We start from the raw sequence: 14,376 nt of genomic DNA, 5'->3' as shown, positions 1-14,376 counted from the left end.
GACAGACCGGAGTACTGATGCGAAGAACGGGCACGAGAAGACGGGCAGACGCGACAAGAGAGGCGCCGGTATGACGGCATTCTCGCTCGATCCGGCACAAACCGCCTGGTGTGAAGAGCTGAGGACCCTTGCCGAGCAGCAACTGCGCCCCCTCGCGGAGAAGGGCGACCCCGGACACGTCAACCGCCCGCTGATCGCCGCACTCGGCGAATCGGGCCTCCTCGACCGGATGCTGAACTCCGGCGCCCTCGATCTCTGCCTGCTCCGCGAGTCCCTGGCCCGCGGCTGCACGGAGGCCGAGACCGCGCTGGCCCTCCAGGGCCTCGGCACCCACCCCCTGGTCCGTTCGGGTACCCCGGCCCACCGCGAACGCTGGCTCCCCGAGGTGCGCGCGGGCCGCGCCGTCGCCGCCTTCGCGCTCAGCGAGCCGGGCGCGGGCTCCGACGCGGCGGCCCTCGCCCTGAACGCCGAACACACCCCCGGCGGCTGGCGGCTGACCGGCGAGAAGTGCTGGATCTCCAACGCGCCCGAGGCCGACTTCTACACCGTGTTCGCCCGCACGACCCAGGGCGCCGGCTCCCGCGGCGTCACCGCGTTCCTGGTCCCCGCCGACCGCCCCGGGCTGACCGGCACCGCCCTCGACATGCTCTCGCCGCATCCCATCGGGGCCCTGGACTTCGACGGTGTCCCGGTCACCCCCGACGACGTCCTCGGCGAACCGGACCGGGGCTTCCGGGTCGCCATGGACACTCTCAACCTGTTCCGCCCCAGCGTCGGCGCGTTCGCCGTCGGCATGGCCCGCGCCGCCCTCGACGCCACGGTGGAACACACCGCCCACCGCACCGCGTTCGGCGGCCCGCTGAAGGACCTCCAGGCCGTCTCCCACCAGGTCGCCGAAATGGCGACCCGCACCGAGGCGGCCCGGCTCCTGGTGTACGCGGCCGCCGCCGCGTACGACGCGGGGGAGTCCGGCGTGCCGCGCCGGGCCGCCATGGCGAAGCTGTACGCCACCGAGACCGCGCAGTACGTCGTCGACACCGCCGTCCAACTGCACGGCGCCCGAGCCCTGCGCCGCGGCCACCTCCTCGAACACCTCTACCGGGAGGTCCGCGCGCCACGGATCTACGAGGGCGCCAGCGAGGTCCAGCGCACGATCATCGCCAAGGAGCTGTACGCGAGCCGGGAGGCGTCCGCATGAGTCCGGTCCACCGGATCAACCCCGTCGAGCTGTCCCCGCCCACGGGCTTCTCGCACGCCGTCACGGTCACCGGCGGCCAACTGGTCTTCCTGGCCGGGCAGACCGCCCTCGACCAGGACGGCAAGGTCGTCGGTGACGATCTGCCCGAGCAGTTCGCGACGGCGCTCACCAATCTGCTCACCGCGCTGCGCGCGGCGGGCGGCGCCCCGGCGGACCTCGCCCGGGTCACCGTGTACGCCACCGATGTGGCCGACTACCGCGAACGGGCCGCCGAACTGGGCCGGATCTGGCGGCAGCTGGCAGGCCGCGACTATCCGGCGATGGCGGTCATCGGGGTGGCCAGGCTCTGGGACGAGCAGGCCCTGGTGGAGATCGACGGAGTGGCGGTACTGCCCTGAACGCACCGTACGGGCCCGGTGACCCGGGCCCGTACGGCAATCGGCGCATCAGCGCGGCCGGTGCTGACCTCTGCCGGTCAGTACGGCTTCACCAGCACGTGCGCCGCGCCCGGAATGCCGACCTTCAGCAGCTCGTCCTCCTCGGGCGTCGTCTCGCTGCCCGTCTCCTGCTTGAGCACCGCACGCGACATGGCCTGCACCCACATGGCCCGGGGGCGCCGGCGCGCCTCCCACGCGTCGAGGGCCGCGGCCACGTCGGCCTCGGCGTCCAGCGACTCGGCGAGCACCAGTGCGTCCTCGACGGCCATCGCCGCACCCTGCGCGATGTGCGGGGTGGAGGCGTGCGCGGCGTCACCGGCCAGGACGACCCGGCCGACGTGCCACGGCTCCTCGACGGTCACCTGGGAGATCCGCGAGTACACCACCGAGGCCGGGTCGGTGACGGTGGCGAGTGCCTCGGCGACCGGCCCGGAGAACATCGCCAGCCGCTCCGTGAGCTGCTCATGGGCCCGCTCCGGGTCCGGCCGGAAGTCCTCGGACTCCGCGAACACCGCACCCAGGTACATCAGTTCCTCGGTGATCGGGGTGAGCAGCGCCTTGGCCTCCTTGCCCGCGGTGCCCATCACCACGCCCCGCACCCGGGGCTGCCGGGGAACCGTCACCCGCCAGTTCGCGAAGCCGGTGTACTCGGGGGTGTAGCGGTCCCCGTAGAGCCGGGTGCGCAGCGGCGAACCGATGCCGTCGAAGCCGACCACCAGGTCCCAGCGGCCCGAGGAGCCGTCGGACAGGGTGACGTCCACGCCGGAGCCGTCGTCGGTCAGCTCGGTGATCGTGGTGCCGAAACGGATCTTCGCACCCGCGCCGACGGCGGCGGAGTTCAGCACCCGGGCGAGGGCGGGGCGCGGGATGCCGTTGTTCGAGGGGGCGTCGCCCATCCGCGGCTGGGGTATCTCGGCGAGCGTGTTGCCGGCCGGGTCGGCGATGGTCAGGATCTCCCACTCGAAGCCCGCCTCCAGGCAGTCGTCGAGGGCCCCGATCTCCCGCATGACGTGGAGGGCGTTGGACGGCTGGATGATGCCGACGCCGAGCGCGTCCAGCTCGTCACGGAGCTCGGCGACCTCGACGGTGTGACCGCGCCGGGCCAGTGCGGTGGCGAGGGTGAGCCCGCCGATGCCGCCGCCGTGAATCAGGACGCGCAGGGGTGTTGCCATCTCAGGTGTCTCCAGAGCGAGAAAGGTGCGGGGTCTTTGTTCGGATCGGGCCGGATCGGGGTGCGTGCCGGACCCCGCGGGCCCGGCATGATCCGAACGGGAGACCCTGCGGGGAGCGGACGGTCAGCCGGCCGCGACGGGCAGGCTCATCAGGTGGTCCACCAGGGCCAGCAGCACGTCCCGGCCGAACGACCGCTCGCGGACGTCGCCGATCAGCAGGGGAACGTGTGGATCGAGGTCGAGAGCGGCCCTGATCTCGTCCGGTGTGCGGGTGTTGTGGCCGTGGAAGCAGTTGATCGCGACCACGAACGGGATGTCCCGGCTCTCGTAGAAGTCGATCGAGGCGAAGCTCGTCTCCAGCCTGCGGGTGTCGGCGATCACCACACCGCCGAGCGCCCCGTTGACCAGGTCGTTCCACATGAACCAGAAGCGTTCCTGGCCCGGGGTGCCGAAGAGGTAGACCACCAGCTCGGAACTGACCGTGATACGGCCGAAGTCCAGCGCCACGGTGGTCGTGTCCTTCTCGCCGACACCGGCCAGGTCGTCGACACCGATGCTGGCCTTGGTCAGGTACTCCTCGGTGCGCAGCGGCGCGACCTCGCTGACCGCGCCCACCAGGGTGGTCTTGCCGACGCCGAAACCTCCGGCGATAAGGATCTTGACGGCGGCGGGGGCCGCCTGACTGCTTGTCATCTTGGTTCAGAGTCTCCGGAGTCCGTCACGAACGGCGGCCAGCAGGCCCATGCCGGCCCCGCCCGCCACCCGCGCCACCGAGAGCGGGGCGCGGGCCAGCAGCAGGCCCTGGGCGACGAGGTCGGCCAGCAGGATCTTGGTCACCGATACCGGGAGGCCGAGGTCGGAGGCGACTTCGGCCACCGCTGCCGGGCGGCGGCAACGCTCCAGGATCATCCGGTGTTCCGGCTGGAGCCTTCCGGGCCTGACCGGCGCACCGTGCTCGTCTTGGGGGTCCTGCGCGGTCGTGAGCACGGTGATGAGGCTGAAGTCGTCCCGTTCGGGAGCGGTCCGGCCCCGGGTGATGGTGTACGGGCGCACCATCGTGCCCGCCCCGTCCTCCTCGGCCTCGTCCTCCCAGTACGGGGTCACGCGCGCTGCCCGTCCCCGGTACCGAAGGCGTCGAATTCACCGCGGGCCGGCGTGCTGAGCTTCTGGCCGACCTGCTGCACGAGGTTGTGCATGGCGAGCGACATGATCTCGGCATCCACCTCCTGGGAGGCGATCACGGCCAGGTGGGTGCCCTGGGCGGCCGCGATGATGAAGAGCCAGAGGTCGTTCAGCTCGACGATCACCTGGTGCACGCTGCCGCCGTTGAAGAGCTGGCCGACGCCGCGCGCCAGGCTCTGCTGGCCGGTACAGATGGCGGCCAGCCGCTCGGCGTCGGCACGGTCGATGGTGCGCGAATGGCTTACCACGAGTCCGTCGTCGGAGAGCAGGACGGCGTTCTGGGTCTCGGCCACCGAGTCCACCAGGCCGTCGAGCAGCCAGTCGAGATCCTGGTGGGTGGCGGTTGTGCGTGTCATGGCCGTTCTTCTCTCGTGGGCTGGGGGATGGCGGGTGGTGCGGGCTGCTTCGGGGCCTCGTCGGTCGCACGGGCGGCACGGGACCGGCGCTGGAACGCCCCGATCGCGGCTCCGGCCCGGCGCGGCTCCGGTCGTGGCAGCGGGTTCTCCGGGCGGCTCGGCGGCTGCGGTGCGGCGGGCCGGGAGGCCGGGTCGATCCGCAGTTCGTCGGCCAGGCTGGCCTGCCGTACCCGGCGCGGCAACGGGGGCTCCGCACCGGGGGCGGGGAGTGCGGGCCGGTCGGACCCGTGCTCCGCGTTCCGGGCGCGGACGGCTTCCGGCTCCGGCGGTGCCGGGTGGTCGGGCTCGGACACCGGCAGCGGGGCGGGCCGGACGGTACCCGGCTCGGACTGCCGGGGCGCGGGGATCGGAAGGGACGTACGGTCCGCGCCGTAGCCGGAGGGGTACGGGGCGGCGTTCGGCTGCTGCGGATCCACGTACGGTTCCTCGGGCGCCGCGTACGGAGGCTGGTCCACGGGGTACTGACCGGCGGCCGTCATGTACGGCTGCTCGGCCTGGCCGTACGGGTCCTCCTGGGCGGCGTACGGCGCGGCCCACGGGCCTTCCGGCGCCCCGAACGTCCCGCTCGGCACCGGGTCCGTGTGCTCCGGCGCCGGGTACGGCTGTTCCTGGCCCGCGAACGGGGTCCCGGCCGGCCGGTAGGGCTGTTCCTGCTCCGGGCGGTACGGCTCCTGGCCCTGTTCCGGGCCCGGGGGCGCGTAGGGCTGTTCGCAGACCGTGTACGGCTGCTCGGCGGTGGTGTACGGGACGCCCGCCGTGTTCAGCGCGGTGACTCCGGCCAGCGCCTGACCCTGTACGCGGGTGGGCAGCGCGTCGCCGGCCGCGGGGGCCGCGGGCGCGGCGGCAGCGGGGGACGGCACACCGACCGGACCGGTCCGCGGTTCGGGGACGGTGAGCTCGTCGGGGACGAGCAGGACCACACGGGTGCCGCCGTACGCCGAGGAGCGGAACTCCACCCGCAGGCCGTGCTGGTCCGCGAGCCGGGCGATCACGTACAGACCGAGACGGATGTCGTCGGAGTGGGCGAGCACGTCCATCCGGGGCGGCCGGACCATCAGTTCGTTGGCCGCCGCCAGCTGGTCCTCCTCCATCCCGAGCCCGCGGTCCTCGACCTCGATGGCCAGACCGCGGCTGACCTTGGCGGCCCTGACCTCGACCGGGCTCGGCGGCCGGGAGAAGCTGAGCGCGTTCTCGATCAGCTCGGCGAGCACATGGGAGACCGGACCGACGGCCCGCTCCGACAGCCAGGGGGCGCCGTCGAGGTCCAGCACCACACGCCGGTAGTCCTGCACCTCGCCCTGGGCGGAGCGCATCACGTCCAGCAGCGGAACCGGCTTGCGCCAGCGCCGGTGCGGGGTGCCGCCCGCGAGAATCACCAGGTTCTCCTCGTACCGCCGCAGTCGGGCGGTGAGGTGGTCGAGGTCGAAGAGGCCGTCGAGCACCTCGGGGTCCTCGTGCTTGCGCTCCAGCTCGTCCAGCTTCTTCAGCTGCTGGCCGATCAACTGCTGGGTACGGCGGGCGATGCGCTGGAGCAGCCGCTCGAAGCCGCGGTGCTGGTCGGCCTGTTTGACGGCCGCCGCCAGCGCACTGGTGCGCGCCAGGTTGAGCGCGTCGCCGAGCTGGGTCAGTTCGTCGCTCCTGCTGCCCTTGCTGTCGTGCTCGATGGCACGCGCCTCGGCCTCGACATCGATCCGCTCGCCGCGGCCGAGCCGCTCGACGACGTCCGGCAGCGCCTTCTCCAGCTCCTCGGCCCGCTCCTGCAGACTGCCGATCCGGCGGCGGAGGTTACGGGTGAGGCGCCAGGTGGTCCAGATGACCGCGATCACGGCCGCCAGGCCGACGACCGTGGTCAGCACCATCTTGAGCAGCAGCGACATGACGCTGCCCTTGCCCTCCTCGACCACACTGGCGGTGCGGTGCTCAAGGAGCTTCTCGATCTGGGGGGAGAGCTCGTCCATCGCCCCGCGCCAGGTCTTCTCCTGGGCGTCGAGGGTGACGAACCCCTTCGCGTCGGCATCGGCCGGGCGCAGCACGTCGTTCTCCACCTGCGTCTTGGTCTTCCAGGCCGCGCTGCGGGTGATCTTCTCCCACATGGCCCTCTCGTCCGAGGGCAGTTGGGGAACGACCTTGGTGGAGTACTGGAGTTCCTGGCCGGAAACGGCCTCCCGGACCTGCTTCAGATCCTCGGTGCTCAGCTTCCCCTTGGACCAGGCGCGCGCCAGCAGGGCATCCGAGCGGGAGATCATCTCCTTGGTCCAGAACAGGTCGACCAGCGGCTGCGACAGCGTGGTGATCCGGCCGTTGTCGACATGGCTGAGCGCCGCGAAGAGCTGGAGGTCGACCGCGATCAGATCCGTGTAGTAGCCGTACACGGCCTTCTGCTGGTCGCTGCCGCCGTCGTCGACGAGGGCGCGCTGGGCAGGCAGCTGGTTGATGGCCTCGCGGGCCTTGCCGACCGCGTCACGGACCTCGGCGGGTGCGTCGTCGGTGGCCACGTCCGAGAGTGACTGGAAGCTCTTGACGGCCTCGTCGGTCAGCTTGCGCTGCTGCCGGAGTTCGTCGGTGGCGCCCTTGTGCCGGGCGAGCGCCTCGGCGCTGAGTCGGCGCTCCTGCTGCAGGTTGTAGTACACGATGTTGGACGGCTGGCCGGCCTTCTGCGCCAACTGCCCCTGGGCGGCCTGGCGTTGGAAGTCCAGCAGGGTCTGGCCACTGGTGACGGCCCAGAGAGCGGCCAGTGCGACGCCGGGAACGATGGCCAGAACGAGCAGGGCTGTCCGCAGCGACATGGTGGTCGACTCGGTCCGCCGTGAGGCGCGCGTGCGCAGGGCGTGCTCCTTGATGATGCCAGCCTCAGGACTGGTCAAATCCGTTGAGAACTTCGACAGATAGATATTAGTCACAGTGAAAAAATGAAAAGAAAGTGGGCTCACAAGTGCATCACCGATCACACACAGCCCCACCACAGTGATCCGGAGGTGCCGGGTTCGTCCCGTTCCGAGTAGCGGGCCGGGAGGTCAGGGGGACGCTTGCCGACGACATCGCCGACGTCATCCACCGCTGCCCCAGCGGCGCCCTGCAGTACCACCGCACCGACGGCGCCCCCGACGAGGAGCCGGAGGTGCCGACCCATGTCTCGCTGCACTCCGACGGCGTACTCCACCTGCGCGGAGACCTCGAAGTCGCCACCCCGAAAGGGCCGCGCCAGGAGACCCGGGTGATGCTCTGCGGCTGCGGACGCACCGGGAACCCGCCGTACTGCGACCACAGCGGGGTCTGCGGCGAGCACGGGTGAACCCGCCATGCGGTACTGGGCGCGGCGCGCCGTACGGGTGAAGCGCGGTCGGGGATATATCTGTATTTAGTGCCCTTTGCCCGTGACGCATCGCCCAGGCCCCGAACGTCCGTCCGAGGCGGGCGCGGGACGCCCCCCGGGGCCGTATGACCGCGCTCATCGTCTGCCACTTCGTCCTGGCCGCCTGCGCGCGCCCGCTCGTACGGACGCTGGGCAGGCGCGCCTTCGTCGTCCTCGCGCTGCCACCGGCCGCCGCCACCGTGTGGGCGGCCACGCAGTGGAACACCGCGGCCTCCGGCTCCGCGGTCACCTGGTCGTGGCGGTGGATGCCGGCGTACGACGTCACCGTCGCCCTGCGGTTCGACGCGCTCGCCGAACTGATGGTGCTGCTCGCGGCCGGGATCGGCACCCTCGTCCTGCTCTACTGCGCCTCCTACTTCACCGACGACACCCCGCAACTGGCCGGATTCGCCGGAAATCTCCTGGCGTTCGCGGGCGCCATGCTCGCCCTCGTCCTCGCCGACGACCTGATCTCGCTCTATGTGTTCTGGGAGCTGACCACGGTCTTCTCGTACCTGCTGATCGGGTACGACAGCGAGCAGAAGCACAGCCGCCGCTCCGCGCTCCAGGCGCTCACCGTGACCACCCTCGGCGGCCTCGCGATGTTCGTCGGCTTCCTGATCATCGGTCAGGCGGCAGGGACATACCGCATCTCCGCCATCCTCGCCGACCCGCCCCGGGCCACCGTCGCCGTCTCCGTCGCGGTGGTGCTGATCCTGTGCGGGGCCCTGTCGAAGTCGGCGATCTGGCCGTTCAGCCTCTGGCTGCCGAACGCCATGGCGGCGCCCACCCCGGTCAGTGCCTATCTGCACGCCGCCGCGATGGTGAAGGCCGGGGTCTACCTGGTCGCGCGGCTCGCGCCCGGTTTCGCGGACGTGCCCGTCTGGCGGCCCGTCGTGATCGTCCTCGGCGCCGCGACCATGCTGCTCGGCGGCTGGCGGGCGCTGCGCCTGAACGACCTCAAGCTGGTCCTCGCCTACGGCACCGTCAGCCAGCTCGGCTTCCTCACCCTGCTCGCCGGGGCCGGCAGCCGGGACACCGCGCTGGCCGCCGCCGTCATGATCCTGGGCCACGCGCTGTTCAAGGCCCCGCTGTTCCTCGTCACCGGCATCGTCGACCACGCGGCGGGCACCCGCGATCTGCGCAGGCTCTCCGGCGTCGGCCGGGCACTGCCGCACGTCTGCGCGGTCGCGGTGCTCGCCGCCGCCTCCATGGCGGCCCTGCCCCCACTGCTCGGCTTCGCCGCCAAGGAGGCCGCCTTCGAGGCGCTGCTGCACGGATCGGCCGCCGACCGCTGGGCGCTGGGCGTCACGGTCGCGGGCTCGGCGCTGACCGTCGCGTACACCGTGCGGTTCGTCTGGGGCGCCTTCGTCCGCAAGCCCGGGGCCGAGGACACCCCGGTGCACCGGGTCGGCTGGTCGTTCCTCGCACCGCCCGCCCTGCTCGCGCTCTGCGGGCTGGTGCTGGGGCCGGGCGTCGGATGGACCGACCGGCTGTTCAGCGCGTACGCGGACGCGTTCCCCCCGTCCGCCCATCCCTACCACCTCGCGCTCTGGCACGGCTTCGGGACGGCCCTGCTGCTCTCGGCCGTCGCCACCGCGGGCGGTGTGGTGCTCTTCATGGGCCGCGCCGGCGTGACCCGGCTCTCCCGGCGGATCGCCTGGCCGACCGCCGACAGCGTCTTCGGGCATCTGCTGCTCGGCCTGGAACGGCTCTCCCTCCAGCTCACCGGCTTCGTCCAGCGCGGCTCGCTCTCCGTCTACCTCGCCACCACCCTGCTCGTGATGCTGGCCGGTCAGCTCACCGTCCTCGGCGTGGACCGGCCCTGGCGCACGGCCGCCGCCCCGAGGATCTGGGACGCCCCCCTGCAGGGTGCCATCGCCGTGCTGACCTGCGCCGCCGCACTCCTGTGCCTCACCGTGCGACGCCGGATGAAGGCCGTGGTCCTGGCCGGGCTGACCGGATACGGCGCGGCGCTGCTCTTCGTCGTCCAGGGCGGCCCGGACCTGGCGCTCACCCAGTTCTGCGTCGAGACCGTGTCGATGATCGTGTTCGTGCTGGTGCTGCGGCGGATGCCGGTGCACTTCCAGGAGTCGGTCAGCAGCTGGCGACGTGCCGTGCGCATCCCGGTGGCGCTGGCCGCGGCGGCGACGCTCGGCGTGGTGGTGTGGGTCGCGGCGGCGGCCCGTACGGCGGATTCGGCGGGCGCGGCCATGGTGGCGGAGGTCTCCCACCACGGACTGAAGGACGTCGTGGCCACCATCCTCGTCGACCTGCGGGCCTGGGACACCATGGGGGAGTCCGCGGTGCTCGCCGCCGCGGCGGTCGGCGTCACGAGCCTGATCTATCTGCACCGCCGGACCGAGGGACCGTCGCTGCGCGAAGAGGCGGGCGGACGTACCGCCTGGTCGTTGACAGCCCCCGGGATGACGGGACTTCCGCAGGGCGACGAAGGGGCGCCGGAGCGCGGCTGGCTCGCGGCCGGCGCGACGCTGGCGCCCGAGCACCGCTCCGTCGTCTTCGAGGTCGTGGCCCGGCTGCTGTTCCACCCGGTCCTGGTGCTCTCGCTGTATCTGCTGTTCTGCGCCGAGAACATGCCGGGCGGCGGCTTCGTCGCCGGGCTCGTCGCCGGACTCGCCCTGATCACCCGGTACCTGGCCGGCGGCCGGTTCGAACTGGCCGAGGCCGCCCCCTTGCAGCCCGGTCTCTTCACCGGCCTCGGGCTGTTCGTCTCCACCGGCGTCGCCCTGCTCGGCCTCGCCGACGGAACGGTCCTGCACGCCTGGACCCATCACGGCCGGCTGCCCCTGATCGGCGAATACCACATCGGTACGCCCATCCTCTTCGACTTCGGGGTCTATCTGCTGGTCCTGGGCGTGGTGCTGGACATCGTGCGCGCGCTCGGCGCCAAGATCGACCGTCAGATCGAGCGCGCGGCAGCCGAGAAGGCGGCGGCGAGCACCGCCACACCACCGAGCGCGGCACCCGGCACGGAAGGCACCCCCGGATGACCGTCAGCGTCTCCCTCCTGGCCACCGCCGCGGTGCTGTGCGCGGTCGGCGGCATCCTCATGCTCACCCGCCCGCTCACCCGCATCCTGCTCGGCGCGGTGATCGCGGGCAACGGCATCAACCTGCTCGTCCTCGCCGCCGGCGGACGGGCCGGGGCGGAACCGCTCCTCTACGGCGTCCCGCTGGGCCGGGTCACCGACCCGCTGCCCCAGGCCATCGCGCTCACCGCGATCGTCATCACCCTCGCCACCACGGCGTTCCTCCTCGCCATGGCCTACCGCAGCCACCAGCTGACCGGCACCGACGAGGTCCACGACGACCTGGAGGACCGCCGGATCGCGCTGCGCGCCGAGGTACTGGGGGAGCGGGACGAACTGCGCGAGCGCTACCGGGCCGCCGACGACGTCACGGCCGAGGAACGCACCCGCTACCGCGAGGAACGCCGCCGTCTGCGGGCCCGGCTGCGCGCCGACCGCGCCCTGCAGGCCCGCGGCCGGGACGCCACCGGGGACCTCTGGCACGACGTACTGGGCGCGGACCCCGAGGACTACGCAGCACAGCAGGCCCACCCCGACGCCGACCCGGGAGCCACCGGATGAACGCACTCGTCCCCCTGCCGGTGCTGCTGCCGCTCTGCGCCACCGGCCTGAGCCTCGCCTTCGGCACCCGCCTCAAACAGGTCCAGCGCCTCATCAGCGTCGCCGTGCTCACCGCCGTACTGGGGCTCTCCCTCACCCTGATGATCGCCGCCGACACCCGCGGCCCGCTCACCGTCCACCTCGGCGACTTCGCCCCGCCGCTCGGCATCACCCTGGTCGCCGACCGGCTGTCCGGACTGATGCTGACCGTCTCCTCGGCCGTCACGCTCTGCGTGCTGGTCTACTCCCTCGGCCAGGGCATGGCCGACCGGGACGAGGAGACACCCGTGGCGGTCTTCCACCCCGCCTATCTGATCCTGGTCGCCGGGGTCTCCTGCACCTTCCTCGCGGGCGACCTGGTCAACCTCTACGTCGGCTTCGAGATCATGCTGGTCGCCAGCTTCGTGCTGCTCACCCTCGGCGGCACCGGACCCCGGGTCCGCGCGGGCTCCACCTACGTGATCATCTCGCTGTTCTCGTCGATGCTGTTCCTCACCGCCATCGCCATGACCTACGCGGCGACCGGCACCGCGAACTTCGCCCAGCTGGCCGGCCGCCTCGCCGAACTCCCGCTCGGCGTCCAGACCCTGATCCAGGCGATGCTGCTCACCGTCTTCGCCATCAAGGCCGCCGTCTTCCCGCTCGCCGCCTGGCTCCCCGACTCCTACCCGACCGCGCCCGCCCCGGTCACCGCCGTCTTCGCCGGCCTGCTCACCAAGGTCGGCGTCTACTGCATGCTGCGTACGGAGACACTCCTGTTCCCCGGCAACCGGCTCGGCGATCTGCTGATGGCCGCCGCACTCGCCTCGATGGTCGTCGGCATCCTCGGAGCCGTGGCCCAGACCGACCTGAAACGGCTGCTCTCCTTCACCCTCATCAGCCACATCGGCTACATGGTCTTCGGCATCGGACTCGCCACCCGGGACGCGTACGGCGGCGCGATCGTCTACGTCGCCCACCACATCACCGTCCAGACCACGCTCTTCCTGGTGGCGGGGCTGATCGAACGCCGGGGCGGCACCACCGAACTCACCCGGATCGGCGGCCTCGCCAAGGCCGCCCCGCTGCTCGCCGTCCTCTTCTTCGTCCCCGCCATGAACCTGGCCGGCATCCCGCCGCTGTCCGGCTTCATCGGCAAACTCGGGCTGATGCGGGCCGGGGTCGCCGACGGCAGCGTCTGGGCGTGGATCCTCGTCACCGGGTCGGCGGTGGCCAGCCTCCTCACCCTGTACGTGGTGGCCAAGGTCTGGAACCTGGCGTTCTGGCGGGCCGCACCTCCCGGACAGGCCGCCGACGGCACCGTCCTGGAGTCCGACTCCGACGAGGACGACGACGATGCCGACGAGGGCCCCGACCGCATCCCCGGAACCGGCGACGAACCGGTCCGCCCCCGCCACCAGCCCGCCGGGCGCGCGGTCGCGGCCACCCTGCACGGACACGCCGTCACCACCACCACGAAACTGCCGCGGCCGATGACCGCGGCCACCGCCGCGGCCGTCGCGCTCGGCCTCGCCTTCACCGTGTTCGCGGGACCACTGACCTCCTACACCGACCGCGCCGCCGCCGAACTCATCGCGCGGACCCCCTACGTCCAGGCGGTGCTCGGCCGGTGAAACGCCTGATCACGCTGTCCTTCCGGAACAAGGACCTGCCGCCCTTCAGCTGCGAGTTCGGCGGGCGGCGACGACGCGTGCTCGACCTCCCGCTGATCGCCTGGCTCACCCTCATCTGGGTGCTGCTCTGGTCCAGTCCGAACCTGGCCAATGTGCTCACCGGCGCGGTCGTCGCGGTGGCCGTCTGCCTGGCCTTCCCGCTGCCCCAGGTCGACCTCGGGCTCCGCCTGCACCCCTGGGGCATCCTGATGCTCGCCGGATATCTGCTCTACGACATGTACACCTCGGGCGTGCGCGTCACCCGGCAGATCTTCGTCGACCACCCGCACCGGGCCGCCGTCATCGCGGTACCGCTGCGCTGCCGTTCCGACCTGATGCTCGCGGCCACCGCCGTCGCCGTGTCCAACGTGCCCGGCGGATCGGTCGTCGAGGTACGCCGCGCCACGGCCACCGTCTTCCTGCACGTCCTCGACGCGGACAGGCCCGCCGTACTCGACGCGGCACGCCGCTCCGTCTGGCGCCTCGAACGGCTGACCGTACGGGCCTTCGGCACCCCGGACGAGATCGCCCGCGTCGCCGGACCACCACCCCCGACCACACCACCCGACAGGAAGGGCGACGCATGAGCGTGCCGGAGACCGTCGACCGGGCGCTGCTCACCGCGGCCGTCGTGGTGATCGTCGTCGCCGGAGCGGGGCTCCTGGCCCGGATCCGGCGAGGCCCCTCCATGCTGGACCGGGCCATCTCGCTGGACGTGTGCGCCGCCCTCATCATCGCGGGCCTCGGCGCCAAGTCCGCCTTCGCGCGCGACTCTTTCTACTTCCCGATCATGCTGGTGCTGGCGTTCCTCGGATTCACCGGATCGGTCGGCATCGCCCGCTTCATCGCCGTACGAGACCGGCCGCCCCGGCACGGCGCGAACGGGGACGGCCCCGACAGCTCCGAGGGGAAAACACGGTGAACGTCTGGCTCCAGGTCCTCGACATGGCGGGTGCGGTCCTGGTCCTCATCGGCGCGGGCATCTGCCTGCTCGGTGTGATCGGGATGCTGCGGCTGCCCGATGTGCTCTCCCGCAGCCACGCCGCGACCAAACCGCAGACCCTCGGCATGCTCCTGGTCCTCGCCGGGGTCGCCCTGCGACTGCGCAGCGGCATGGATCTCGCCACCCTCGCGCTGATCGGCTTCTTCCAGCTGATGACCGGCCCCGTCGCCGCCCACCTGGTGGCCCGAACCGCCTACCGGACCGGTCAGATCGACCACGGCGAGCTGCTCTTCGACGAACTGGACGAGCAGTTGACCGAGGAGAACTGACCGGCATCACGGACCGGAAGACCCCGGTCAGGAGTAGCCTGGAGTT

The 14,376-nt window shown here is 71.8% G+C and carries 14 protein-coding genes; 9 read left to right on the top strand and 5 right to left on the bottom strand.

Features of this window, described 5'->3' with window-relative positions; genetic code table 11:
- Positions 1–70: 70 nt before the first annotated feature.
- Both ACFV8T_RS17005 and ACFV8T_RS17000 read left to right on the top strand, forming a co-directional pair.
- Positions 71–1,198 carry an acyl-CoA dehydrogenase family protein gene (locus ACFV8T_RS17005; protein WP_385328200.1) on the top strand — a complete coding sequence of 376 codons (1,128 nt, stop codon included), beginning with the start codon at positions 71–73 and terminating at the stop codon, positions 1,196–1,198.
- The gene (locus tag ACFV8T_RS17000; RefSeq protein WP_385328198.1) at positions 1,195–1,596 is read left to right on the top strand and encodes a RidA family protein; all 402 of its coding nucleotides are present in this window, start codon (positions 1,195–1,197) and stop codon (positions 1,594–1,596) included. The genes ACFV8T_RS17005 and ACFV8T_RS17000 overlap by 4 nt, the downstream gene beginning before the upstream one ends.
- A 77-nt stretch (positions 1,597–1,673) precedes the next feature.
- Here ACFV8T_RS17000 and ACFV8T_RS16995 read toward each other — a convergent pair whose 3' ends face one another.
- The 5 genes from ACFV8T_RS16995 to ACFV8T_RS16975 all read right to left on the bottom strand — a co-directional run bounded on the left by ACFV8T_RS16995 (position 1,674) and on the right by ACFV8T_RS16975 (position 7,305).
- On the bottom strand, positions 1,674–2,807 hold the full coding sequence (locus tag ACFV8T_RS16995; RefSeq protein WP_385328196.1) for an FAD-dependent monooxygenase: 1,134 nt from the start codon (positions 2,805–2,807) through the stop codon (positions 1,674–1,676).
- Between the two features lie 123 nt (positions 2,808–2,930).
- Positions 2,931–3,500 carry an ATP/GTP-binding protein gene (locus ACFV8T_RS16990; RefSeq protein WP_385328194.1) on the bottom strand — a complete coding sequence of 190 codons (570 nt, stop codon included), beginning with the start codon at positions 3,498–3,500 and terminating at the stop codon, positions 2,931–2,933.
- A gap of 6 nt (positions 3,501–3,506) precedes the next feature.
- Positions 3,507–3,911 carry a DUF742 domain-containing protein gene (locus ACFV8T_RS16985; protein WP_385328192.1) on the bottom strand — a complete coding sequence of 135 codons (405 nt, stop codon included), beginning with the start codon at positions 3,909–3,911 and terminating at the stop codon, positions 3,507–3,509.
- Positions 3,908–4,345: a roadblock/LC7 domain-containing protein gene (locus tag ACFV8T_RS16980; protein WP_385328191.1), complete on the bottom strand. Its 438-nt coding sequence runs from the start codon at positions 4,343–4,345 to the stop codon at positions 3,908–3,910. The genes ACFV8T_RS16985 and ACFV8T_RS16980 overlap by 4 nt, the downstream gene beginning before the upstream one ends.
- Positions 4,342–7,305 (bottom strand): nitrate- and nitrite sensing domain-containing protein, encoded by a 2,964-nt coding sequence (locus tag ACFV8T_RS16975; RefSeq protein WP_385328189.1) that lies wholly within the window; start codon positions 7,303–7,305, stop codon positions 4,342–4,344. Before ACFV8T_RS16975 ends, ACFV8T_RS16980 begins: the two co-directional genes overlap by 4 nt.
- A gap of 218 nt (positions 7,306–7,523) precedes the next feature.
- Here ACFV8T_RS16975 and ACFV8T_RS16970 point away from each other — a divergent pair, with 218 nt between their 5' ends.
- From ACFV8T_RS16970 to mnhG, 7 genes are all read left to right on the top strand, one after another.
- Entirely contained in the window at positions 7,524–7,697 is a 174-nt protein-coding gene (locus tag ACFV8T_RS16970) for a CDGSH iron-sulfur domain-containing protein (protein ID WP_385328187.1), read from the top strand.
- A 146-nt stretch (positions 7,698–7,843) separates the two neighbouring features.
- Positions 7,844–10,768: a Na+/H+ antiporter subunit A gene (locus ACFV8T_RS16965; RefSeq protein WP_385328185.1), complete on the top strand. Its 2,925-nt coding sequence runs from the start codon at positions 7,844–7,846 to the stop codon at positions 10,766–10,768.
- Positions 10,765–11,367 (top strand): Na(+)/H(+) antiporter subunit C, encoded by a 603-nt coding sequence (locus ACFV8T_RS16960; protein WP_385328183.1) that lies wholly within the window; start codon positions 10,765–10,767, stop codon positions 11,365–11,367. Before ACFV8T_RS16965 ends, ACFV8T_RS16960 begins: the two co-directional genes overlap by 4 nt.
- Positions 11,364–13,019 carry a Na+/H+ antiporter subunit D gene (locus ACFV8T_RS16955; protein WP_385328181.1) on the top strand — a complete coding sequence of 552 codons (1,656 nt, stop codon included), beginning with the start codon at positions 11,364–11,366 and terminating at the stop codon, positions 13,017–13,019. The genes ACFV8T_RS16960 and ACFV8T_RS16955 overlap by 4 nt, the downstream gene beginning before the upstream one ends.
- Positions 13,016–13,645: a Na+/H+ antiporter subunit E gene (locus tag ACFV8T_RS16950; RefSeq protein ID WP_385328179.1), complete on the top strand. Its 630-nt coding sequence runs from the start codon at positions 13,016–13,018 to the stop codon at positions 13,643–13,645. The genes ACFV8T_RS16955 and ACFV8T_RS16950 overlap by 4 nt, the downstream gene beginning before the upstream one ends.
- Positions 13,642–13,980 (top strand): monovalent cation/H+ antiporter complex subunit F, encoded by a 339-nt coding sequence (locus tag ACFV8T_RS16945; protein WP_385328177.1) that lies wholly within the window; start codon positions 13,642–13,644, stop codon positions 13,978–13,980. Before ACFV8T_RS16950 ends, ACFV8T_RS16945 begins: the two co-directional genes overlap by 4 nt.
- On the top strand, positions 13,977–14,330 hold the full coding sequence (mnhG, locus tag ACFV8T_RS16940) for a monovalent cation/H(+) antiporter subunit G (protein ID WP_385328175.1): 354 nt from the start codon (positions 13,977–13,979) through the stop codon (positions 14,328–14,330). Before ACFV8T_RS16945 ends, mnhG begins: the two co-directional genes overlap by 4 nt.
- Positions 14,331–14,376 lie beyond the last annotated feature (46 nt).

It is taken from the genome of Streptomyces sp. NPDC059832 (assembly GCF_042731715.1).
GTDB lineage: Bacteria > Actinomycetota > Actinomycetes > Streptomycetales > Streptomycetaceae > Streptomyces.
This window is presented reverse-complemented; position numbering and strand designations above follow the sequence as displayed.